22 protein-coding genes are annotated in these 22,633 nt (G+C 70.3%); 14 read left to right on the plus strand and 8 right to left on the minus strand.

Annotation, left to right across the window (positions count from 1 at the left end; translation table 11 throughout):
- Nucleotides 1-131 precede the first annotated feature (131 nt).
- Both ACZ58N_RS20720 and ACZ58N_RS20725 read right to left on the minus strand, forming a co-directional pair.
- Entirely contained in the window at nucleotides 132-1,127 is a 996-nt protein-coding gene (locus tag ACZ58N_RS20720) for a linear amide C-N hydrolase (RefSeq protein WP_471161790.1), read from the minus strand.
- A 175-nt stretch (nucleotides 1,128-1,302) separates the two neighbouring features.
- Complete coding sequence (locus tag ACZ58N_RS20725) at nucleotides 1,303-2,103, minus strand: sporulation protein (RefSeq protein ID WP_471161792.1); 801 nt, start codon at nucleotides 2,101-2,103, stop codon at nucleotides 1,303-1,305.
- A 238-nt stretch (nucleotides 2,104-2,341) separates the two neighbouring features.
- Between ACZ58N_RS20725 and ACZ58N_RS20730 the strand changes: the two genes are divergently transcribed.
- A complete protein-coding gene (locus ACZ58N_RS20730) occupies nucleotides 2,342-3,694 on the plus strand; it encodes a tetratricopeptide repeat protein (protein ID WP_471161794.1) in 1,353 nt (450 codons plus the stop codon).
- A gap of 170 nt (nucleotides 3,695-3,864) precedes the next feature.
- Here ACZ58N_RS20730 and ACZ58N_RS20735 read toward each other — a convergent pair whose 3' ends face one another.
- Entirely contained in the window at nucleotides 3,865-4,170 is a 306-nt protein-coding gene (locus tag ACZ58N_RS20735) for a calcium-binding protein (protein ID WP_471161797.1), read from the minus strand.
- Nucleotides 4,171-4,359 (minus strand): hypothetical protein, encoded by a 189-nt coding sequence (locus ACZ58N_RS20740; protein ID WP_471161800.1) that lies wholly within the window; start codon nucleotides 4,357-4,359, stop codon nucleotides 4,171-4,173.
- Between the two features lie 272 nt (nucleotides 4,360-4,631).
- Between ACZ58N_RS20740 and ACZ58N_RS20745 the strand changes: the two genes are divergently transcribed.
- Nucleotides 4,632-4,808 carry a CsbD family protein gene (locus ACZ58N_RS20745; RefSeq protein ID WP_471161803.1) on the plus strand — a complete coding sequence of 59 codons (177 nt, stop codon included), beginning with the start codon at nucleotides 4,632-4,634 and terminating at the stop codon, nucleotides 4,806-4,808.
- A 322-nt stretch (nucleotides 4,809-5,130) separates the two neighbouring features.
- Complete coding sequence (locus tag ACZ58N_RS20750; RefSeq protein WP_471161806.1) at nucleotides 5,131-5,538, plus strand: ATP-binding protein; 408 nt, start codon at nucleotides 5,131-5,133, stop codon at nucleotides 5,536-5,538.
- Nucleotides 5,539-5,563: 25 nt separating this feature from the next.
- Here ACZ58N_RS20750 and ACZ58N_RS20755 read toward each other — a convergent pair whose 3' ends face one another.
- Nucleotides 5,564-7,783, minus strand: coding sequence for a SpoIIE family protein phosphatase (locus tag ACZ58N_RS20755; protein ID WP_471161809.1), 2,220 nt, complete (start codon nucleotides 7,781-7,783; stop codon nucleotides 5,564-5,566).
- A 746-nt stretch (nucleotides 7,784-8,529) separates the two neighbouring features.
- Between ACZ58N_RS20755 and ACZ58N_RS20760 the strand changes: the two genes are divergently transcribed.
- Nucleotides 8,530-9,270, plus strand: a complete 741-nt coding sequence (locus ACZ58N_RS20760) for a dienelactone hydrolase family protein (RefSeq protein WP_471161812.1) — start codon at nucleotides 8,530-8,532, stop codon at nucleotides 9,268-9,270.
- A gap of 171 nt (nucleotides 9,271-9,441) precedes the next feature.
- Here ACZ58N_RS20760 and ACZ58N_RS20765 read toward each other — a convergent pair whose 3' ends face one another.
- Nucleotides 9,442-10,320: a SigB/SigF/SigG family RNA polymerase sigma factor gene (locus ACZ58N_RS20765; protein ID WP_471161814.1), complete on the minus strand. Its 879-nt coding sequence runs from the start codon at nucleotides 10,318-10,320 to the stop codon at nucleotides 9,442-9,444.
- Nucleotides 10,321-10,563: 243 nt separating this feature from the next.
- Between ACZ58N_RS20765 and ACZ58N_RS20770 the strand changes: the two genes are divergently transcribed.
- Entirely contained in the window at nucleotides 10,564-10,908 is a 345-nt protein-coding gene (locus tag ACZ58N_RS20770) for an STAS domain-containing protein (RefSeq protein WP_471161816.1), read from the plus strand.
- A gap of 67 nt (nucleotides 10,909-10,975) precedes the next feature.
- On the plus strand, nucleotides 10,976-11,416 hold the full coding sequence (locus tag ACZ58N_RS20775) for an ATP-binding protein (protein ID WP_471161819.1): 441 nt from the start codon (nucleotides 10,976-10,978) through the stop codon (nucleotides 11,414-11,416).
- Between the two features lie 122 nt (nucleotides 11,417-11,538).
- On the opposite strand, the gene ACZ58N_RS20780 is transcribed toward ACZ58N_RS20775, so the two are convergent.
- Complete coding sequence (locus ACZ58N_RS20780) at nucleotides 11,539-11,856, minus strand: STAS domain-containing protein (protein ID WP_471161822.1); 318 nt, start codon at nucleotides 11,854-11,856, stop codon at nucleotides 11,539-11,541.
- Between the two features lie 561 nt (nucleotides 11,857-12,417).
- Here ACZ58N_RS20780 and ACZ58N_RS20785 point away from each other — a divergent pair.
- The 4 genes from ACZ58N_RS20785 to ACZ58N_RS20800 are packed head-to-tail and all read left to right on the plus strand — an operon-like array spanning nucleotide 12,418 to nucleotide 16,403.
- Nucleotides 12,418-14,049 (plus strand): PP2C family protein-serine/threonine phosphatase, encoded by a 1,632-nt coding sequence (locus ACZ58N_RS20785; RefSeq protein WP_471161824.1) that lies wholly within the window; start codon nucleotides 12,418-12,420, stop codon nucleotides 14,047-14,049.
- The gene (locus ACZ58N_RS20790) at nucleotides 14,046-15,128 is read left to right on the plus strand and encodes a cobalamin B12-binding domain-containing protein (protein WP_471161827.1); all 1,083 of its coding nucleotides are present in this window, start codon (nucleotides 14,046-14,048) and stop codon (nucleotides 15,126-15,128) included. The genes ACZ58N_RS20785 and ACZ58N_RS20790 overlap by 4 nt, the downstream gene beginning before the upstream one ends.
- 2 nt (nucleotides 15,129-15,130) lie before the next feature.
- Nucleotides 15,131-15,559 (plus strand): STAS domain-containing protein, encoded by a 429-nt coding sequence (locus ACZ58N_RS20795; RefSeq protein ID WP_471162046.1) that lies wholly within the window; start codon nucleotides 15,131-15,133, stop codon nucleotides 15,557-15,559.
- Nucleotides 15,560-15,611: 52 nt separating this feature from the next.
- On the plus strand, nucleotides 15,612-16,403 hold the full coding sequence (locus ACZ58N_RS20800) for a MarR family winged helix-turn-helix transcriptional regulator (protein WP_471161829.1): 792 nt from the start codon (nucleotides 15,612-15,614) through the stop codon (nucleotides 16,401-16,403).
- 399 nt (nucleotides 16,404-16,802) lie between these two features.
- Here the strand turns inward: ACZ58N_RS20800 and ACZ58N_RS20805 are convergent, their stop codons facing one another.
- The gene (locus ACZ58N_RS20805) at nucleotides 16,803-16,964 is read right to left on the minus strand and encodes a hydrophobic protein (protein ID WP_125603700.1); all 162 of its coding nucleotides are present in this window, start codon (nucleotides 16,962-16,964) and stop codon (nucleotides 16,803-16,805) included.
- A gap of 270 nt (nucleotides 16,965-17,234) precedes the next feature.
- Here ACZ58N_RS20805 and ACZ58N_RS20810 point away from each other — a divergent pair, with 270 nt between their 5' ends.
- From ACZ58N_RS20810 to ACZ58N_RS20825, 4 genes are all read left to right on the plus strand, one after another.
- Entirely contained in the window at nucleotides 17,235-17,411 is a 177-nt protein-coding gene (locus tag ACZ58N_RS20810; RefSeq protein WP_471161833.1) for a CsbD family protein, read from the plus strand.
- Between the two features lie 833 nt (nucleotides 17,412-18,244).
- Entirely contained in the window at nucleotides 18,245-19,723 is a 1,479-nt protein-coding gene (locus ACZ58N_RS20815; RefSeq protein ID WP_471161835.1) for an MFS transporter, read from the plus strand.
- A gap of 424 nt (nucleotides 19,724-20,147) precedes the next feature.
- Nucleotides 20,148-20,942, plus strand: a complete 795-nt coding sequence (locus ACZ58N_RS20820) for a helix-turn-helix domain-containing protein (RefSeq protein WP_471161838.1) — start codon at nucleotides 20,148-20,150, stop codon at nucleotides 20,940-20,942.
- An 852-nt stretch (nucleotides 20,943-21,794) separates the two neighbouring features.
- Entirely contained in the window at nucleotides 21,795-22,559 is a 765-nt protein-coding gene (locus ACZ58N_RS20825; RefSeq protein ID WP_471161841.1) for an SDR family oxidoreductase, read from the plus strand.
- The last annotated feature ends 74 nt before the right edge of the window (nucleotides 22,560-22,633 follow it).

Raw genomic sequence — 22,633 nt, forward strand, 5'->3', positions numbered from 1 at the left:
GCCCACCGACGAAGAGCTCCCACCGGCGCGCACCTCGGTGCGCGCCGGACTTCTCACCCCTGGTCGTCAGGCGGCACTCCCGGCATCCCCCCTCGACACCCCTACGCCCAGGCCTTGAGGAGCTGAACGTCCTACTGATCGATGGGGACGAACTTGGCCGTCACGTTGCCGACGTGGTCGGGCTCCTTCGCCACATCGAGGCGCAGTTCCGGAGCGCCCTCGGAGAAGTCCAGCTGCGTCAGCTCGACCCACACCACGTTGGGGCTCGTGGTGGACTCGTAGAAGTACCGGCCTTCGGTGCAGTCGGTGACGGTACGCCAGCGTGTGGTGGAGATGTTCGGCCGCACCTCGTCCGCGGTTCCGAACGGAGCGGAGGCGTTGCGGATCACGCTGAACATGTACGCCGCGGCCTCGCGGGCGTCGGAGGTGGCGGGAAGCTGCGCGGAGTAGTAGGCGGCGCGGGCGAAGCGGTCCGGGGAGTCGACGCCGCCCGGCAACGGCTGATCGCCACCGAGCCCTTCGTACCGCTTCTTTAGTTCCAACTGCTCCTCGTACCAAGGGGAGTTCGCCATCACCGTGTACTGCTTGCCCTGGTGTACGACGGCCTTGCCCGCGCGGAACTCGATGATGGCCGAGTTGCCGTCCTTGTCCGCGAGCGCGAGGTGGCCGGTCCCCGCCTTGCCTCCGAGGTCCTTCGCGATGAGCTGTACGTTCTCACCCTCGATCTTCTTCACCGCGTCGTCCACGTTGTCGAAGCAGTCGAGCAGGCACTGGATCGCCCAGAACAGCTCCAGTCCGGGACGCGAGGGGTCCCGGTCGCCGTACTCCGATTCGGAGAGGTAGAGCCCGCTGGCCTGGAAGCCCGCCTCGTTGACGCCGTCGACGGCGGCCTCGCGGTACATGAGCGCGACGACGCTGCCGAACCGCGACGTCCAGGTGAAGTCGCCCGGGGACGCGGGTGTGGTGGGCATGCTCCGGCGCTGCACGCCACGCGGGCGCACCGCCAGGATCGTGTCCGTGTCCTGGAACCAGTCCATGCTCCGGGCGACCAGCACGTCGCCCTGGGGAGGAGCACCTTGCGTCATGCGGGAGTGCCCCTGCGACGACCACAGGATTCGCGTACACATGAGGGAAGCATGGGCGATGCACGGGGGATCGGGTGGTAGACCCGCCCGAGGTTCGCCGACTCGGATCAGGGCCTCGTCCGACACTCCGTGCCCGCTCCGGTGAGCACTCGACGAGAGCGCGCCGCTCCCTTTCCCCACGGATCCGTGTTCGAGGGCGCCCGGTACGGTCCCGGTGTCAGCCCTCGGCGTCGGCGCGGTCCTGGTCCGGAGCGGCAACCTCGTCGATCCAGCGCCGCACCTCCTCCGCGAAGTCCACTCGGCCGACATCGTGGTGCGCGGCGACGTAGCGCAGGGCGGGTGGCTTCTCGTGCCAGTGCTTCTTGCCCAGGGCGGCCCGACGGAGGTAGATCTCGCAGCCGACGGCATTGGTGTGAAAGGTCAGCTCCAGTTCCCGCGGTGCCGTGTAGCCACTTCGTCGGGCGAGCAGGAAGCTCTGGCGCAGATAGAGGTAGTACTCGGTGTCCGGGATGGTCGAGTCCACGATGTGGGAGGTCGTGCAATCGTGGCCCACGGTGGCGAAGGCGTCCAGGACGGCTTTGTGCAGGGGCAGCGCGGCGATGCGCACGGGATCGGCGTCCGTTCGGGTGCTGATGCCCTCGGCCTCGACCTCGGTGTGCAGGGTCAGGGAAACCCCTTGGAAACGCTGCCCGTTCACCTCGGAGAACGGTGTTCCCCATCTGAGCCGCTCCCGAAAGGGCGAGCGCCTCTCCTCACCCTTCTTCAGGGTGAACCAGCCGCTGGCGGCGGTGGAACTGAACGAGTACCCCTGGCCTTCGGCACCATCGCCCTTGTGGACGCCCGGCAGATCGACGAACGCCTTCAGATGGATCGACCGCACCTCCACGTCACGATCGGGTGCGCGCAGCACCACCTCCCCGGTGAGCATCCCTCCCGGTTCGGCGGGCTCGGAGAGGATGACGGTGTCCACTTCGAGCGGTATCTCACCCTTGTCGCCCCACAGGCGTCTGAAGACCATGCCCAGAGGCTAACCGGCGAGGCCGGCCCCGGAAAGATCCTTTGCCCGCCGCGGTTCCAGGCGGGTTGGTGGCGCCGCGGCCGGCCGGGGCCTGCGGACCTGAATGTCGGTGGCGACCCGTAGCAGGGCCTCCGTTGGGTCCGGTGGTGTGCTTCGCAACCGTGACAGCAGCCTCCAGCCCCAAGGGCTGGGGAGAGGGCCGGGCAGTATCCGGAAGCGGGGTCCTATAGTGCGTGCGATGGACGCCACCGATCTTGACCGCCGGGCCCGCACCCTGTCGGAATGCATTCCCCCGACCGTGGTCTCCAGGCTCCTCCACCTCGGCCACGAGGACGAGGTCGCGCTCCAGGCCGGCCGCGGGGAGTGGTTCTGCGCGCTGGCATGGGCGCGGGTGCTCGGGGAGAGGGGACGGCAGGAAGAAGCGTTGACGGTACTCGCCCCGTACGTCGCCACCGGCTGGTGGACCGCCGTGCGCGCCCGGGTGGAGGTGCTGGAGAGTTGGGGACGGGTGCAGGAGGCGATCGAGGAGGCCCGGACGCACGCCAGGGGCGGCGGGTTCAAACTGGAGTTGCTCGCGCGGCTGCTGGCTCGGCACGGACACCGGGACGAGGCGGTCACACGGTTGCTCCCCGGAATCGACTGCCCGGGTCTCGCCACCGATCTGGTCGAACTCGCCGCAGGAGCGGGCCGGGACGAGGAGATCGCAGAGTTGCTGACCGCCCGCATACCGGCCGGACACCGCTGCGACGATCCCTGGTGCTGCAAGGGCCTCGATCCCGATACGGCCATCGAACTGCTCGCCACGATCCGTGAGCGCCAGGGTCGCCTCGACGAGGCGATCGGCCTTCTGCACACCCGTCGGATCACCTCGGTCAACGACGGGGACCAACTCGCGGACCTGTTGGCGCGCCACGACAGGATCGAGGAACTGCGTGCGTACGCGGCGTCCGAGTCCAACGGGATCGCCGCACGGCGGCTCTCCGCGCTGCTGGAGGAACGCGGTGACGTGGAGGGAGCCATCGCCGTCCACCGACGGGCGGACGACTCGTTGACCTGCCCGATCGTCGCGGCGCTGGAACTGTCCGGGCTCCTGTCCCGGCACGACCGGGTCGATGAGGCGATCGAAGTGCTGCGGGCGCTCGTGGATTCGAGAGCCGACGACGACCACCTCGTGGACACCCTCTGCCGGCTCTACGCGGATCACGGCCGCGCCCTCGACGGCCTGGCCCACCTCGACGCCCTTCGGGCGAGCAACGGCGGCGAGGAACCTTGGGAACTCTTCCGGACGAGGCTGCGGATCCTGGCGCTCGGAAGCCCGCTCGACGATGTGATCGAGCAGGCCCGGCAGCACCGTGAGGGGGACAGCCCGTACGCGGCCTGGGCCATCTCCGACCTGCTCGCCGAGGCCGGTCGGACCGAGGAGGCCGCCGCCGTCCTGGAACCCCACGGCGCTTTCCACCCCACCTTGTTGGCGGAGCGCCTCGTCGACGTCGGTCGCATCGACGATGCTTTGCGGATCCTCCAGCGACGCGAAACGGAACCATTCGCGCCGCTATGGTCCGGCAGCCTCAGCCCGGACCCGTGGATCTGACCGCGCCCGCCCGCTGTCCACCGGCCGACTGAACCCGGCCGTCCTGTGTGTGCCACCTCTGTGTGGCGTCCCTGACCGGTTGTGGCACCGCTGATACCGCCCGCCGAGGGGCGGACATCCCCGTGGCCGGGTTCGGGTCCGCGCCGCCTCAGGAGTTGCGCGTCACACGGTCAGATGGTGCAGCCGGGGCCGGTGCGGGGCCGGGAGCAGACGTTGAAGCCGGCGCCGCCGTCGTTGGTGTTGGTGCCGGGCCCGCCGTCCTGGACGTCGTTGCCGTCGCCGCCGAACTGGGTGTCGTCGCCGCCGCCACTGATGGCGTCGTTACCGTTCTGGCCCTCGACGCGGTCGGTGCCCGCCCCGCCGGTGAGGGTGTCGTTGCCGTCAGCGTCAGGGCACGGTCCGCCGCGGGTGGCCCGCGCGTCGACGGAGGGTTGGCGCGCCCCCGGCCGAGGACCAACGCCCGCGCCGGTGCCCACTCAGCGCCACCCGGTATAGCCGTCCTCGTGCCCTCCCCCGGTGTCTCCGCGCGTGAGACCGAAGATGAAGAGCGCCACCACGATCAGCGCGAGCAGCACGAACCAGAAATTGTCCTCGAAGCCTGAACGATACGGCTCCCGTTGATGCTCGCCTTCCGGGCTCCCGGTGTCGCCGTCCTCTTCGCTCATCCCGCACCCCCCTCCGCATTCATGGCACTGCGCCGAGCGGTCGGCGTCAAGCCGTACGACGTCGCGACGTCCACGAGGACCAAGGGCAGCATCGGGATCAGGAACAGGAGGGTGGCCGGGGCGAGCGGGCGAGCGGTGGCGGAGGGTCCCCGTCCGGTCGACGGCGGCGGGATCGGCTCGGGTGTCGGTGATGTGTGGACGAGGGGTTTGAGACCGCCGATCGGGAGCACGTGAGTGTCACGACCAATCCGGTACATCACGAGGAGGTCCCCATGTCGGGCACCGAGAAGGCCAAGGCGCAGGTCGAACAGGCCAAGGGCAAGGTCAAGGAAGCCATGGGCCGCATGAGCGGCAACCAGCGGATGACGGCGGACGGCCGTGGCGACCAGGCCAAGGGCCATGCCCGCGAGGCCAAGGAGGCCGTCAAGGACTCCTTCCGCCGCCACTGACCACACACCGCCCCACAGCCGTCGGCTGTGAAGCGTGCTGGGCCCCGCCCCCTCCCCCCGGGGCGGGGCCCAGCCGTGTGTCCGGCGCCCGCGTCCGACCGCCGCCGGCCCGTTCGCCCGCCGCCGGTCCGCGGGGCCCGTCACACGAATCCGCTCCTCCTTACCCGCTGTCGTCGCCACGGCGTAGCCTGGCGGCTTGGACGGGGAGGCCGGCACGTGCCGGTTCGTCCGGCCGGCCCTCCGGGGGCTCAGAGGTCGATGGCGTGCGGGGAGAGCGGGGAAAGTGGGTCCGGTGGTGGAGGACGATCGGGGTTCCCGTGTCGTGCCGCAGGAGTGTGGGATCACCTGTGCTCGGGCCCGGGACGCGGCCCGCGAGGTCCTGACGGGTTCCGAGGTCGACCCGGAGGCCGTCGAGGACGTCTTGACGGTGGTGAGTGAGCTGGTCGGCAACGCCCAGCGGCACGCCGGCGGGGCCACCGGCTTCCGGATCACCGCCCGTGCCGGCACGGTCAGCATCGAGGTGTCCGACGGCACCAGCCGTACGCCCCAACTGCGGCCCTTCGCACCCCACCAGCCCGGCGGCTTCGGATGGCGGCTGGTCCATGACCTCGCCGACACCGTCGACATCCGTACCCACGACGGCGGCAAGACCATCACCGTCACCTTCGGCAACCCAACCGAACGCGCCGACGGGCCGGTCGGCGGCGGGCCGCAACCCGCCCATCCGTAGGCGGAGCACGGGGCCTCGCGTACGTCTACTCGGGCCGGGTGGCGGTCAGGACGAGCACGGCCTGGTCGTCGTCGGTGCCCTGCCCGGCGGTGAAGGCGTCGACGGCATCGGTGACGGCGTCGAGCACGCTCCGGGCGCTGTGTGACGAAGGAATGCGGGTGAGGGCGGCGACCAGGCCTTCCTCGTCGAACTGTTCGCCGTGGGGGTTCCGGGCTTCGGTGATGCCGTCGGTGTAGAGGACGAGGCTTTCTCCGGGGTTGAGGTGGAGGTGGTGGACGGGCAGGTCGGGGTCGGTGGTGATGCCGATCAGCGTGCCCGGGGCCCGTACCGGGTGGACCTGCCGGTGGTGGTCGATGTGCAGGGGGCGGGTGTGGCCGGCCCGGACGAGAGTGGCGTCGAGACCACCGCCGGGGGTGGGGGTGAGGTGGCCGTGGACGAGGGTGACGAAGCCGTTGCCGTGATCGCTGGGGCGCTCCAGGAGGGCTTGGTTGACGGCGTGGACGACGGCGGAGGGGTCGGGCAGGAGGCGGGCGACGGCGCGGGCGGTGTGACGGACGAGGGCGGTGGTGGTGGCGGCGGTCGCGCCGCGTCCGCAGACGTCTCCGAGCATGAACGCCCAGCGGCCGTCGGTGAGGGGGAAGACGTCGTAGAAGTCGCCGCCGATGTCGAGGCCCTCACCGGCCGGGTGGTAGTGGGTGGCGATCTCGGCGCCGGGAATCTCGGGGACCCTGGGCAGCAGGAGACCGGCCTGCAGGTCGCGGGCCAGGGCGACGCGTTGGGTGTATTGGCGGGCGTTGCGGGCCGCGGAGGCCGCGCGGCGGGCGAGTTCCTCGGCGAGGGCGACGGTGTGGCCGTCGAACAGGTGGTCTCCGGTCGACAGCAGTGTCATGGTGCCGAAGGGACGGCCTCGGTCGGTCAGGGGGACGCAGAGGTAGCCGGTGACGCCGAGCTCCTGCCAGGGGCCCGGGCCGGTGGGGGTGCGGCGGGCGACCTCGCTCACCCCGGAGGCGAGGACACGGGCGACCGCGTCGTCGACGGCGTCGTAGACCGGGATGTGGGAGGCGAGGAGTCGCTCCTGTTCGGCGGTGGGCGCGGCGATGGCCACGCGGCGCAGCCGGCCCTCCTCGGTGATGTCGATCGCGCACAGCGGGGCCAGGGTGGGTGCGGCGGATTCGGCCAGGGCCTGGAGGGTCTGCAGGTGGCCGAGGTCGGCGGTCAGCCTCGTGCTCGCCTCCAGCAGGAAGGCGAGGTCGTTGCGGGCCGCTTTCTCCTTGGCCTCGGCCACGGCGCGGGCCAGGTCGGTGTGGTGGCGTTCGATGGCCAGGGCGGCGGTGTCGGCGAAGACGCGGGACAGGGCGAGGTCGACGTCCTGGGGTTCGCGGGGAACCCGGTGGTACATCGCGAAGGTTCCCAGGAGTTGGCCGTCGCGGCCCAGGATCGGGGTGGACCAGCAGGCAGCGAGCCCCGCGGTGGTGGCGAGGTCGCGGAAGGCGTCCCAGAAGGGGTCGGTGGCGATGTCGGAGACGATGACCGGCCGGCGTCGGTGGGCGGCGGTGCCGCAGGATCCGACGCCTTCGCCGGTGGCGATGCCGTCGATGGCCTTGTTGTAGAAGTCGGGCAGGCTCGGGGCGGCTCCGTGACGCAGGTGACGGCCGTCGGGGTCGGCGAGCAGGACCGAGACGAGGACCTCCTCCGGGGCGAGGTCCTCGATGGCGCGGGCCATGCCCTCCAGCACCTGGGCCAGTGGGGCTTGACGGGCGATCTGCTCCAGCAACGCCCGGTGCTCGGCCGTCAACCGCTGGGCCTGCTTGACCTGGGTGCTCTCCACCCCGATGACCCGTACTCCGACGCAGTTGCCGCCGGCGTCCAGGCGCGGTTCATAGGTGAAGTCGAAGAACGCCTCGCGTGCTCCTGGCCCGGTACCCAACAGCAGGCGGGCGTCCTGACCGGTGTGGGGCTTGCCGGTCCGGTACACGCGGTCGAGCAGGGACAGGTAGCCCTGCTCGGCGAGTTCGGGCATCAGCTGCCCCAGGGGTGCCCCGGTACGGGCCCGTTCGCCTCCGATGGTGGTGAAGAAGGCCTCGTTGGCGGCCTCGATCATGTGGGCGGGGCCCGCGAGGGAGGCGAAGAGGGCTGTCGATCGGCCGAAGAGGGCGCGCAGGTCCTCCTCGGCGTCGGGAGCGATCGGGTCCGGATCCGCGGGTCCGGTGGCGCTCAGCGGTGTCGGCCCCGGAATGCGCGTCATGCGGGTGTTACCTCATTCGTGGCATGCGCCGAGGACTTGCTCCCGGGCGTGGGGTTCTGCGCGCCGCCGCCGGTGGCGAGGGCATCGGCCGGCGTGTCGCACCCGGCCATGGCCTGGTGCGGCCCGGTCGGGGAGAAGACCCGGGCGACCGGGGTGGGATCCTCCGGGGGCCCCGGCACTCCCCCGTACGCGGCGAGACGCCGGTGGAGGTCCGCCGCTTCCCTCATCCGAACGGCGCTCCCGTGGTCGAGTTCAGCCCGCAGGCCGGGCACCCGTACCGGCCCGGCCGGCCCGCCGTCCACCGATAACACCCGCCGCCTCCACGCGTCACCTCAGCCTGTACGAAGCCGATGACAAGGATGCACCACTCGTCACCGAGCCCGTGCGCGTCCCAACCGGAGTTGGGCCACCCTCGTGTGGGGCCCCGCTTGCCGGGTGCGCGCCGCGTCCGCCCGGAGCCCGGCCGCCGTGAAGCCGTACGGACGACGGAACAGGGCCCACGGCCGATCCGGAGGGAGTTCGGCGCGTGCTCGATGCCTTCGGGGCCGGCCGACGCGTGCCCGAACACGCCGCGGAAAACCGTTGGCGGGAGCACGGCAGCCACTGCTAGGTTTCCGGAGGCCGTGCAAGAGACCGAGGAGGTGGTACCCGTGAACGTATCGACATGGGTGCTCCCCTCCGGGGTCACGGTCGGGCGATAGGTCGTCCGGGAGCGCCGTTCCTTGGCACTTCCGAAAGGCACGACCGTGCACTTCACTTCTGAACGACGTCTCGACGACGCTGTCCTTGAGCGCGAATTCACCCTCGGTGGGATCCCCGGCATCCTGTGGACGCCCGCATCCGCGTCCGCGTCCGCACCGGTGCCGCTGGTCCTGCTGAGCCCCCCTCCTCTCGGGCTGCGCAAGGTGTACCCCCGGTTGGCTGCGCGGGCCCGGCACGCCGCGGCGGACGGCTTCGCTTCCGCCACCATCGAGCTCCCCGGGAGCGGTGACCGGCCCCGCCGGCCCGCCGCCGAACAGGCCCTCGCCGATCTGCGCCGGGCGATGGGGGCCGGCGAGCCGGTCGGCGACGAGATCATCGACGCCCTCATCCTCCCCTTGGTCGACGAGTCGGTCCCGGAATGGCAGAGCGCCCTGGACGTCCTCCTGTCGCTGCCGGAGATCGGCGGCCCGGTCGGGTACTCGGGGGGAGTGATCTCCATCGGAACCCGGCTTGCGGTGGTCGAGCCGCGCATCTCCGCCGCCGTTCTGTTCGCCGGGAGCTTCATCCCCCGGGCCATGTTCGAGGAGGCCCGCCGGGTCACCATTCCGCTGCACGTCCTGCTGCAATGGGACGACGAAGGGAACGACCAGCAGGCGTCCCTCGACCTGTTCGACGCCTTCGGCTCGAAGGAGAAGACCCTGCACGCCAACATGGGCGGGCACACCGGCGTCCCGCAGTCCGCGGGCGACGAAGCGGGCCGGTTCCTCATCCGACACCTGAGGTGAGGCCTATCCGTCGGGCCGACAGCGGTCGATAGGCACGGTCGGGGCGGGATGCCGCCATCGAGGACAGGGTCAGGGCGTCCTCGATGGCGGCGGCCGGGCAGCCGGACCGGCGCTCCACGAACCACGGCGCGAACGTTGCCCGCGACACCGGTCGGCGCGCCGGTCGGCGAGCTAGTCGGCGAGCATGCCCTCCCGCAGGCGGCTCAGGGTGCGGGTGAGGATGCGGGAGATCTGCATCTGGGAGATGCCGAGGCGTTCGCCGATCTGCGCCTGGGTCATCTCTTCACCGAAACGCATCTGCAGGATGAGCCGGTCCCGGCCTTCGAGGCCCTCCAGCAGGGGGGCGAGGGTACGGAAGTCCTCGAAGAGTTCCATCGCCGGGTCCTCATTGCCCAGGACTTCGGCCAGCGGCCGCACGGCCCTCTCGGAGGACTCGTCCGACTCCTGTTCCAGGGGCTGGCTGGAGTGTCCGTTCGCGGCCACCAGGCCCTCGATGACTTCCTCGTCGGTCAGCTCCATGTGCTCGGCCAGTTCACGGACGGTCGGCGCCCGGTCGAGGACCGCGTGGAGTTCCTCCTTGCCGCGCGCCAGCTCGATGCGCAGTTCCTGGAGGCGTCGCGGGACGCGGACGGCCCAGGTGGTGTCGCGGAAGTGCCGCTTGATCTCCCCGGTGATGTAGGGGAGCGCGAGGGTGGTGAACTCATTGCCCAGCGAAGGGTCGAAGCGGTCGATGGCCTTGATCAGGCCGATGGTGCCGACCTGGATGATGTCCTCGATGTCCGTGCCGTCGGTCCGGTTGCGGAACCGCCGCGCCGCGAACTGGACCAGGGACAGGTTCATCTCGATGAGCGTGTTGCGGACGTACTGACGCTCCTGGGTGCCCTCGTCCAGCGTTCGCAGTCGCTCGAAGAACGTCTTGGAGAGCGCCCTGGCGTCCTCCGGCGCGACCTCACGGGGCTCGATGATCCGCGGCAGCCGCTCAGGCAGCTGGGTGGCCTCCGTCAACGCCTCGGTCGTCGTGACCCGTTCGCGCGTGGTGAGGGTTTCCATCCCATCTCCCCAAGTACTCGAATCCCACCCGGATCCCCCGGGTCCGGCGCCGTCTGTGCGCCGTCCCCCAGATCATTGCGCCCGACACGCACACCCGTCAAGCGATACGTGAAATGAGTTTCCTGAGTTCTGTTGCTGTTCAACGCTGCGGTGTCCGTCGCACCGGGCGCGGCCCGCGACCATGCCTGTCGCCCGACCACGGTTCGGGGACCGCGATCACCGGTGTAGGAGAATGGGCCGGTGATGGTGAACGAACCGGTGGTGAGCACCACCTTCCGCGAAGGCGTCATCGTGGTCCATGTACGGGGCGACCTCGATGGGGACGGCGCCCCGGCCCTGGCGAAGGCCCTCGACCAGGCTTCGGCAGCCGAAGCGGGCCGTACGGTGGTCGACCTCTCCCTCACGGCCTTCGCCGACTCGGCCATACTCCACGTCCTCCTCCAAGGACGGAGAGCGCATGTCGAGGCCGGGGTCGAACTGGTTCTCGCCGGGCCGCTGCACACCTCCGTGCGCCGGCTCCTGGACGTCACCGGGCTCGCTCCCACCTTCCGGGTGGCCGAGAACCTGACCGCGGCGATGACATGTTGACCGCCTTCGACATCAGAACATCCGTGCCCCGGCTTGGGCCGGAGCGGTTCGGGCAGGTGAGGAGCGCATGAGTCCTTCCACGGCGACAGACGAGACGGACGGCCCCCCGCCCACCACCGGCAGCGCGGCGGCCGACACCACCCTGCCCATTCCGGGCGTGCCGCTGTCATCCGCGGCCGCCCGCAAGCAGGTCGGCGCCCTGCTGCACGGGCACGGCCTCGACCCCGACGGCGTGACGACCACGGACGCCCTGCTCGTGACCTCCGAGCTCATCACCAACGCCAACCGCCATGCCGGGGGCGTGACTTCACTCACCACCCGCATCAGCGACAGCAGGCTGCGCCTGTCCATCAGCGACGCCGACCCCCGCCCGCCCACCGCACGCACCGGCAACCCCCAGCGGCCCGGCGGCTACGGCTGGCCGCTGGTCCAACAACTCTGTGAACAGGTCACCGTCACCACACACGCCCACGGCAAGACCATCAGCGTCAGTCTGAAGTTGGCCTGACCGGCCGGGCGGGCGCAGCCGAAGCGGTCAGGCCTTCCTCCCGGCAACGGGCTTCCGATCCGGCGCCGACGCTGCAGGGGGAGACCGCCGGGCTCGGACCCGCGCCCGGCCGGCCGTACGGGTCATGGCCGGCGAGGGTCCCGCCGGACGTCGAAGAGGTCGAGCGCGCCGGTCAGCTCCAGCACCTTCAGGAACTGCGGGGGAATCGGACCCGCCAGAACCAGCGTGCGCGTCCGGCGAAGACGCAGGAGTTCATTGAGGAACGAGGAATCCCCGAACGTCACCCGGGCCAGGTCCACCACCAGGGTCTCCGCGTCCGCCACCTCTCCCCCACAGGCCCGCGTGAGGACACCGACCGTGTCCGCGTCGAACTCACCCGAGCACACCACCAGCACGGTGCCGTCCGGCTCGGACCGCACCACCACCTGAGGCAACGCCACCACACACCTCCCGCCCGTCATCCACATCGGGCGTCTGCCGGACAACGGAAACCATAAGGCCGGCCGGCCACCGCGAACACCGTCACCGGGCGGCATCCCGACGTCCTGCGGCCGGATGGGTGAGTGACCGGACCCGTCCGGCCACCTGCCTGCATCGCGCCGGGGCGGCCGGTGCCAGGACGTCCCGGCGCGACCGTCGCAGGCCGGCGGTCCAACGCTCCGGAACCATCCACCCCGCCCGGCGGAGCCTGACCGACGGCATAGGAAAGCGGCTCTCGGATGGAACCGCGCCCCAGGAATAGGTGGATTCACCCGGCCACCGTCCCATCCTTCACAACGCTCAATTCTTCATAAGAAACCACTATCGGAACATCACCCCTCTGAGCTGCGACTTCGATGCACATACGAGGCAAAATCAGGATCCGGTTGCCAAGAGAGCGGTGAATACAGGATGGTTGCACTGAGGCAACCATCCTGTACCTAGTCAATTCGAGGTGAGGGGTTCGCACAGCGGGCCTTCGACATTTGGCGAATTTCACCCGATCCGATTCCACCCCCACGATGACGACGGTGGTCCAGTGGGGCGAGACCCCCTATCCCGTGCTGCTGGCGGACGCCGAGTCGATCGTCGTGTTCGCCAACGACGCCGCCCTCCTCGTCTTCCCCGGCGCCCGGCCGGGCGCCGCCCTGGCGACCGCGGTGGCGCCCTGGTTGTCGACCGCCCATCTTCGCCACCTGGTCCCCGCACCCCGGACCGCCGACTCGAAAACGCCGACGGCCGCATGCGCACAGGGCCCGGTGGGCGAGCGAACCTACGAGGCCCATCCCACGGTCCGCGCGGACGGCACTGTCGCCTGGTGGTTGGTCGACGACACCGACCACCGTCTGGCCCGTGAGGCGCTGCGCATGGAACGCGAGCGGACGGCCTTCCTGACCGAAGCATCGAACCTGCTGCTCTCCTCGCTCAACCTGGAGCGGTGCATGGACGTCACGGCACAGATGGCCGCCGAGCACCTCGCCGACGCCGCCCTGGTGATCGCACCCTCGCGCGGCCGTGAACTTCCCGTGGTGTCCTGCCTGCGCGGAGGCATGCCCATCAAGAGCCGGGTGTCCGCCGCAGCCGAGGACGTGCCCGGCCTCGCCGAAGCACTCCAGGGTTTCCCGCCGGTCCCCTCCCGTTGGATGGATCCCGCCACCGCTCCGAACTGGCTCGTTCCAGCGGGCTTCGGACCGGTCGGCTCGATCGTCATCACCCCGCTGCCCGGCCACGGCGTCCCCGCAGGCGCTCTGATCCTGCTCCGCCGTACCGGCAACGAGGCCTTCAGCGAGGCCGAGGAGGTCTTCGCCCGCCTCTTCGCCGCGCGCGCCGGCGCCGCCCTGTCCGCGGCGCGCCTGCACGCGGAGCAGTCCTCGATCACCGAAACGTTGATGCGGGACCTGCTGCCGCCCACCCTCCGGCAGATCTCCGGGGTGGAGTACGCGGGCGGCTACCGGCCTTCGAAGGACCACGAGCGGCTCGGCGGCGACTTCTACGACGTCCACCCCGCCGCCGTCGAGGGCGAGGCCTCCTTGGTCGTGCTCGGCGACGTCTGCGGCAAGGGTCTGGAGGCCGCCGTGATGACCGGGAAGATCCGCAACACCCTCCACGCGCTCCTGCCACTGGCCGAGGACCATCAGCGGATGCTGAACCTGCTCAACGTCGCGCTCCTCAACACGCGCGACACCCGCTTCGCCACCATGGTCCTCGCCTCCGCCGTACGGGTGGGGAACTCGGTGGAGTTGAGGTTGACGAGCGCCGGACATCCCGCGCCGATGATCGTGCGCGCCGATGGACTCGTCGAGGAGGCACCCACCCGGGGCACCCTGGTCGGAGCCATCTCGGAGGTCACGGCCGAGACGGTACGAACGACGCTCGCGCCGGGTGAGGCATGCGTGTTGTACACGGACGGGATCACGGAGGCGCGTGGCGGGCCGCTGGGCGACTCGATGTTCGGGGAGACGCGGCTGCGGCGCATCCTTGCGGAGTGCGCGGGACTGCCCGCCGAGGCCATCGTCGAACGCGTGCAGATGCTCGCTTCCGAATGGGTCGGATCCGGACCGCACGATGACATGGCCGTGGTCGTCGTCTGCGCCCCGCACACCAACCACCTGAGCGCGGTGGACGGGCACACCAGGGGCAGGTTCACCGCGTGAGTCCACGGATCGGCGACCCGACCGACGCGGCGCAGTGGGCGGAGGGGTTGTGGGGGGCGGTGCTGGCCCTCGACGAGCAGGCCGCGATCTCGACGGTGCTGCGAGCGCTGGACCGCGGCTGGACGCCGGAGCAGGTCCTGCTCAAGGTCATCGCCCCGGTCCAGGGGCGCGTGGGCGAGGAGTGGGTTGCGAACTCGATCAGTGTCGCCCAGGAACACGCAGCGACCGCGATCAACGAGCGGGCGGTAGCGGCCGTCGCCGCGCACCCCGCCTCCCGGATCGAACCGCACCGGGGTCGGGTCACCGTTGCCTGCGCCGACGGGGAATGGCACGCCATGCCGGCCAGGATCCTGGCCGACGTGCTACGGCTGCGCGGCTGGCACGTCGACCACCTCGGCGCCCAGGTCCCCACCCAACACCTGGTCACACACATCCACCGGACCGGCCCGGACGTCGTCGCGCTGTCCGCCTCGCTCGCCACCCGCCTGCCGACCGTGCACGCGACGATCACCGCCTGCCAGGCCGCGGGGGTTCCCGTCATCGTCGGTGGCGCCGCGTTCGGCGTCGACGGCGAGTACGCCCGCCTCCTGGGCGCCGACGCGTGGGCTCCCGACGCCCGCACCGCCGCAGACGACCTCGCCCGGCGGATCCCGAAGCGGCCCGGACCCGATCATCAGCAGATCGACGACCTACCCCACCTCGAAGACCAGGAGTACACGCTCATCGCCCGCACCCGCGCCCACCTCGTGCGGGCGGTCCTCGACGGCCTGGACGACGCGTACCCCCCGATGCGCGCCTACGACGACACCCAACGCGAACGCACCGCTGAAGACCTCGCCCACATCGTGGAGTTCCTGTCCATCGCCCTCTACACCGGCGACGAAAAGCTGTTCGTCCGCTTCCTCGATTGGACCGCCACCGTCCTGACCGCCCGGAAGGTTCCCGCGGCGAGCCTCTTCCCCGTGCTCGGCATCCTGGGGGGCGAACTCAAGGACTTCCCGCGCGCCACCCGTATCCTGCGATCCGGTGCCGCGTCCCTGACCAGCAGCCCCCTCATCCACGCCGGGACCGCCGAGTGACCATGCCGCCACCCTTCAACCCCCTCGAACTGAAGTACCTGGCCACGGACGACGGCGTGCTGGTCGAACTCCACGGCGACCTCGACCACCACCATGCCGATGTCCTCCTGACCGGCATCACCAAGCTCCTGGCCGAACCCGACGCGGGGGAAGAACTCGCCCTGAACTGCGCGGGTCTGGTCGCCGTCGACTCCACCGGACTGTCGACCCTGCTCATGATCCGCCGCATGACCGACGCCGCACACATGACCCTGCGCCTCGAACGCCGTCCGCTTCGGCTGGAACGAATGCTCCACGTCACCGGTACCCTTGCCCACCTCACCGCACCGGAGGCAGGGGGCCACTCCGGGTCCCGCCCGGCCGACCGATCGTCCGCCGCAACGGAGGAGTCCATACCGGCCCGCCCCACCCTTCCGGACCCCACCCATTGACACCCACCGGAACCGGGCGCTCGCCGGGCACACCGCTCGCGCAGGAGACCCCATGCCTCTTCCGGACCCCGACAGCGAACACCGGCCCGCGCACCCCCTCGGCCACCCCCCTGCACACACCGAGGACCACCGGACAGCACACGCCGCGGACCACGAGCCGGCGCCGACGGCGGGCGACGTCGCGGCGCCGCCCGCAGGCCGCGAGGCGGCCCGCCATGTCGGTGCCATCGTCGAACTCCTCGACGTCATGTGGGAGAACGCCCGCCAGGCCACCACTTCGGCCCCCGTCTCCACCTCCCAGCTGCGTCTGATGTACCTCGTCGACCGCCGGCCCGGCATCCGGATGCGCGCACTCGCCCAGGCCCTCGACACCACCGCACCCTCCCTCACCCGCCTGTGCGACCGCCTCGCCGCCCTCGGGTTCCTCCAACGCCGGCCCTACCCCGGCGACGGCCGCGAACTCACCCTCCACCTCACCACCGCCGGAACAGGCCACCTCGCGCGCATACGCGCCCGCCGCGAACACACCCTCGCCCAAGCCCTCGACACCATGACCCCCGACCACCGCCACGCCCTCACCACCAGCCTCACCGCCCTCCACCAGGCCATCACCACGACCGCCGACCTCATGGGCGCCCCCAACCCCACCGGTCCCGCAGAGACGGCTGACACACACCACGGATACGGCGGCACCGCTCCCGGCCCCACCGCCCCCGTCAAGGCCGTCAAGGCCGTCAAGGCTGCCAAGAACGTCAAGACACCCGACACCGGCGGCCCGGGCGCGCTCGTCCAGGCCATCGCCGCGAGCAACGCCTTCCCCCGACAACAAGGGCCCGCCGCCTGAACTCGCCACACCCGGCCCCGCGGCGCACCGACCCCGCCGGCACTGTCCACGGTGCCGCTGGGTGTGCCGGGCATGCCGGACGAGCCCACGTCGCCCCCGTGCCCGGCGGGGAACCCGTGGATGATGGTCACGGCACGCGGATCCAACTCAGCCAGAAGGGCGACCCGCTGAAGTTCCGCCGGCAGCCCAACGGACAATGTGCGCATCGTTGTCAGGGCACAAGTCCCATCCCGGCCCATGAGCTGCTGAACGCGCGCAGCCGGCCGGCCCGCGTACGAGGGCCAGGTCGTCAGGTCACGGCCGCCGACCTGGAGGTGAGCAGGCCCCCTGGCGCCGGACATGCAGGTGGCCCGCCCCCGGGAGGGGCGGGCCACCTGCATGTGACGAGCTGTCGGCCGGCTACCAGCGGTACCAGCGGCCACTCCCGCCCTTCGGGCGGGCGACGAACCCGACCAGCCACAGAACCAGCACCGCGATCGCGACCCACCAAAGGACCTTCACAGCGAAACCGGCACCGAACAGGATCAGAGCGAGCAGAAGAACAAGAAGCAGGGGAACCATTGTTATCAACCTCCGAGGCAGCGACTGCCCCGCACTCCCCCACCCATGCACATGATCCTTATTTGTTTCTTATCCACGCAGGCGGGCATACGCGGGCGCCCCCGTCCAGCCCCATCGCGATGCCCCACCCGCCGGATCGGCCGCCCTCCGCCGGCAGCAAGGGACTCCGGCTTCGACCGGCCGTGGGGCCAGGGGTCCTGGGGTTTGGGCCCGCAGATCGTGAGCAGGCGAGACATCACGACCAACCCGGTACTACACGAGGAGGTCCCCATGTCGGGCACCGAGAAGACCAAGGCCCACGCCGAGCAGGCCAAGGGCAAGGTCAAGGAAGCCATGGGCCGCATGGCCAGCAACGAGCGAATGACCGCCGACGGCCAGGGCGACCAGGCCAAGGGCAACGCCCGCCAGGCCAAGGAAGACATCAAGGACACCTTCCGCCGCCACTGAACCGACTCACCCGCCGGCAGCCCACGGCTGACGGCACCCGCTGGGCCCCGACCAACTCCCCCTGGTCGGGGCCCAGCCACGTCCCACGCCAGGCGCGAGAGCGCCCGCCCGTCAGCCGCTGCCTCCGGAATACGGCGGGATGGGGCCGGTTCCGAGGCCACCGGCGCTGGGGCCGGAGCACGTATCGCGGCGCTCCGTGCGCTTCCCGCACTGACACGCCATCGACACCGAGCGTTGGACGACGAGCTCGCGCCAGGCCGATGACACACGACGGGGCCGCCGGGCGAATCCGCCCGGTCGGTGTGGACGGCGCACCGACGCAGATCCAGGCAAGCGCATGCCGATAAGGCATGTGGCTGGGTTCTTCCCACCAGCGGAACCGCATTGCGGACCTCGACGGCGTCAGCGCGGACCACCGATTGCCTGGCCGGGGGCAGACCACGACCACCGGCGCGGCACCGGACGCCGCCGCCGCACCACTGTGCCCCCCGGCCGTAAATGCGTGCGACGGGGATTGCGGGTGTCGTAGGGTGAGCCGGTTGCTGTGCCGGTTTCGGCGGCAGTGACCGGATTTCCTGTTCCTTCTCCATCCTGATCTTGAGGTGACTTCCTATCAACCAGGCCGTGTAGTCGTCCGTGTTCCCGCGTGCTGTTGTGTCGCACGTGTGCGGGGGCGGACGTCGCGCATGCCTGAGTTGCGTCACCCTCCCTCGCAGTCCTCTGTCTCCTCCCGGGTGCAGCTCTGCCGTCTGCCCCGGGCTTCGCTGTTTCCCGGCCCCGTGCGGACGTCCGCAGGGCTCCCCCGATTCTTCTGGATCAGGAGTCCTCCCGTCGTGTCCTCCTCCGCGCTCGACAACGAGCCGCAGCACACCACCCCGTCCCCACACCACCCCGCACCCGGCCTGTCGAAGATGGGCCCGGCCGCCTGGATCGCCCTCCTGGTACTGCTGGGCGCCGAACTGATGGACCTGATCGACCAGTCGGTCGTCCTGACCGCCCTTCCCGCGATCCAGGAGTCGACCGGCGCCGGGCCGGACGCCGTGCAGTGGCTGACCACCGGCTACTCGCTGCCCATCGCCGTCGGGCTGATCACCGGTGGTCGCCTCGGCGACCTCTACGGCCGGCGCAGGATCCTCATGATCGGCACCGTCGTGTTCACCTCGGCCTCACTGCTGTGCGGCCTCGCCCCCGGGCCCGGCGTACTGATCGGCGCGCGCGCCCTCCAGGGCGTGGGCGTGGCCGTCATGATCCCGCAGATCCTGGCCACCCTCCACGTCACCTTCGAGGGACAGAACCGCAGCAAGGTCTTCGGCCTGTACGGAGCCGTCATGTCGCTCGCCAACGTCCTGGGCCCCGTGATGGGCGGCCTGCTGACCGAGGCGGACCTCTTCGGGCTGTACTGGCGGCCGATCTTCCTGGTCAACGTGCCCGTAGGCCTCGCCGTGCTCGTCCTCGGGCGCAGGTTCATCCCCGAGTCGACCGTGAAGAAGGCCGACCGGATCGACCTGATCGGCATCCTGCTGTCCGCGCCGGCCATCGTCCTGATCGTCTTCCCGCTCACCGAGGGCCACCTCCGCGACTGGCCGCTGTGGTGCTTCGTCCTGCCCGCCGCGGGCCTCCTGATGCTGGCCGTCTTCCTGCGCCAGCAGCAGCGCAAGCAGGGCGACGCCCCGCTCGTGGCCCTGTCACTGTTCCGGGACGGGCAGTTCGCCGGCGGCATGGCCACGCAGCTGACACACGGCATGCTGTGCGGGCTGTTCTTCATGACCTGGACCCTCTACCTCCAGCACGGACTGGGCATGAGCCCCTTCCACGCAGCCCTGGCCTTCGTGCTGCTCTCCGTCGGAGAACTGGCCGGCGCGACGGTCACGACGAAGAGCGCCGGGCGCTTCGCCCGCCGCCTGCCGCAGGCCGGAGTGCTCATCACACTCGCCGCGATGGCCGGCTACGGACTCCAGGTCCATGCGGGTCAGGGCGGCCTGACCCTGGCGGCGATGACCGCTCCGGTGGTGTTGATCGGCTTGGGCCTCGGCATGGTCAGTGGCCCTCTCGCCGACATGTCCCTGGCCGGGGTCTCGCACGAGGAAGCCGGATCGGCGTCGGGCCTGTTCAACACCGTCATGCACCTGGGCATCGCCCTCGGTACCGCGCTGACCGCCCTGGTGTTCTTCGCCACCACCGACGGCTCATCCGACGGCGGACTCAACCGCGATGCCTTCCTCACCGTGCTGTGGTGGGTCGGCGGCCTCCTCGCCCTGATGTGGGCCCTGATGTTCTGCCTGCCCGAGCACGCGGACCACCGGACCGACTGAACCACTTCGGTCGGGGGACGGGGCCACGGGCGCGGGCCCCGGGCCGCGATGGGCCGCATCAAGGGGTTCCAAGTCCCGTGTCATCGGCAGGAGTCGGCAGTCCTTCGTACACCTCACGTACGCGTACGCCGGGCCCGGATTCCTCCGATGAGCCTCGGGAGCCCCGTGCAGGCACAACGAGCGACCGGGGGGGGACCGCGGCTGAGGCCGCCGGGTCTCTTCCGGACGACGCGTCCGGTGCCGGACGACCCGTCCGGTGCCGGACGGGCACCTGCCGTTGCCGTGCGACTTCTTTCCGTGATCCGGGTCGCGGAGGGACCCCCGGGCGGGAAGAATCGCACACATGGTCGGTTCACACATCAAACCCGGTCTGAATTCACTCAGCAGTAGTGCTCAGGATCTGGATCACGCCGTGGTGGAGCGTATGGCGGAGCGTGCCGCGGACCGGCCGGGGGTTCCGGGCACCCATGTGCTGGTGGTCCACACCGGGCCTTCCGCGAACCTGTCCTGGAACGCGGACGGTACGGCCCGCCGGGCCCGGTTCCACACCGGTGAGGCGCTGGTCAATCCGGCGGGGTACGCCTCCCGTCCGCGCTGGCAGGAGGACGTGGAACTAATGCTCCTGTCGATGGATCCGCAGTGGCTGGAGACGTACGCGCAGGAGAGCGGGGTACGTCTGCGCGGTGCCATGGAGCTCGCGCCCGATTTCCACTTCACGGACCCCCTCCTGACCCTGCTCGTCCAGCGGCTGGTCGCCGAGTACGAGTCGGGGGAGCCGGTCGATGCCCTGTACGCACAGTCGCTGGTGCAGGCGGCGGCCGCGATCGTGCTGCGACGTTGCTCGGCCGGGGGCGGACCGGAGCCACGGCGGGGCGGGCTGCCGACCCGGCGGCTGGCGGAGTTGCGCGACTACATCCATCTGAACCTCGACCGCCGCATCACCTTGGAAGAGCTTTCCACGGTCGCGGGTGTCAGTGCGGCCCATCTCAACCGGCTCTTCCGGGCCTCGCTCGGTGAGACGCCGCACCAGTACGTGCTGCGGCAGCGGGTCGAACGGGCGCAGAACGCCCTGATCCACAGCGACGACAGCATTGCCGACATCGCCGTCGCCCATGGGTTCGCCGACCAGAGCCACCTCACCCGGGCTCTGCGCCGCGCGACGGGTCTGACGCCGGGGGGCCTGCGCATGGACGGGACACGAGGGGCAGTGAGCGGCTGATCAGCCGGGGGGGGCGGGCGGGCATCGCGGTCTCGATGTCGATGTCGGTGTCCACCGGACATTGCCGGATGGCTTTCATCGAGCGGCATTTCGCCCGGCGTCGCGAACGAGATGACACCGCCACCTGGGTCTCCTTCATTCCGCCATGCCCCATTCCGGGAATCTCAACAAAGCAGCAAAGCCGGGCGGCTTTCCCGGGTGCCGGATCAAGCGAGAACGTGAAGCCGCGTGTGGCCTCGTCGAGGATCAACCGTTGTGCCTGGATACACGCGATTTCAGCGATTTCGCGTCCGATCCACCGGACCCGGCGAATGAATTCGCGAACTTGAGGACCTGGCGGCGGCCCCTCAGGAGGCACCGCCGAGCCGCCCGTGGACGCACTTGTTTCCGGAACGAAATTCCAACGCCCCCCCATTCGCCCGCTGTCCCATGGTTTCCACAGAAATGGACTCGGGTCGACCGGCGAATCACGATGGGCGGCGTGATCGGGTGTGATCGGCATATTGCACAGCCGTACAACGCGAATACCCCCCGGGGCGCTCCGTGAGCCGACGGTGGTGTTGTTGAGGGCTGCTCGCCGGCTCTTTTGGGCGCGTCGAAAGGCCACCCCATTCGCAACTCGGGTTAGATCATCCCGTCCCGCGCCCGCGTCGCACCCCGTCATCAGCGGGTGCGACGCGGGCGGGGGCCGTGCACCCCGATGATGCGCGGATTGTCCAACAGGCCCGCGGATCGTCCAAGAACGTCCCTGCGGTCGGCGTGCATCCTGCCGAAAGACGGTTGCACCGGACCTCAGCGGCCGAAGGGTGCATCCCGTTCACCCCACCCCTGTGCTCTCGAAGGAGAACAGCCATGGTGAAGACCCCTGACAAGACGCTCGAAGGGAAGGTCGCCTTCGTGGGCGGCGCGTCCCGCAACCTCGGCGGGCTGATCAGCACCACGATCGGCGCCGAGGGCGCCAAGGTGGCCGTCCACTACAACAGCGACTCCGCCCGCGCCAAGGCGGAAGACGTTGTCGCGCAGATCAACGCCGGCCCGGGCGAGGCCTTCGCGGTCCAGGCCGACCTCACCAAGGTCGCCGAGGTCGAGAAGGTATTCGACGAGGTCGTCAGCCGCTTCGGGAAGCTCGACTACAGCGTCAACACCGCCGGCATGGTCCTCAAGAAGCCCCTCACCCAGATCACCGAGGAGGAGTACGACCGGATGTTCGCGGTCAACTCCAAGGCGGCGTTCTTCGTGATGCGCGAGGCCGCCCGCCGCATGGAGGACGGCGGCAAGATCATCACCATCGTCACCTCCCTCCTCGCCGCCTACACCGGCCTGTACGCCTCCTACGCCGGCAGCAAGGCCCCCGTCGAACACTTCACCCGCGCCCTGTCCAAGGAGCTGTTCGGGCGGAACATCTCCGTCAACAGCATCGCCCCCGGACCGATGGACACCTCGTTCTTCTACCCGGCCGAGGACGACGACTCCGTCGCCTACCACAAGTCCTCCGCCATGAACGGCGACCTCACCAAGATCGAGGACATCGTCCCCTGGGTCCGCCACATGCTCACCGACGGCTGGTGGGCCAACGGCCAGACTCTCTTCCTCAACGGCGGCTACACCACCCGCTGACGAGGCCCACGCCCCCCATCCGTGCGGGGTGCCGCCCCGGTGCCCCGCACTTCCTCCCCCAAGACCCGGGTTCG

The organism is Streptomyces sp. NPDC040432 (genome assembly GCF_055595445.1).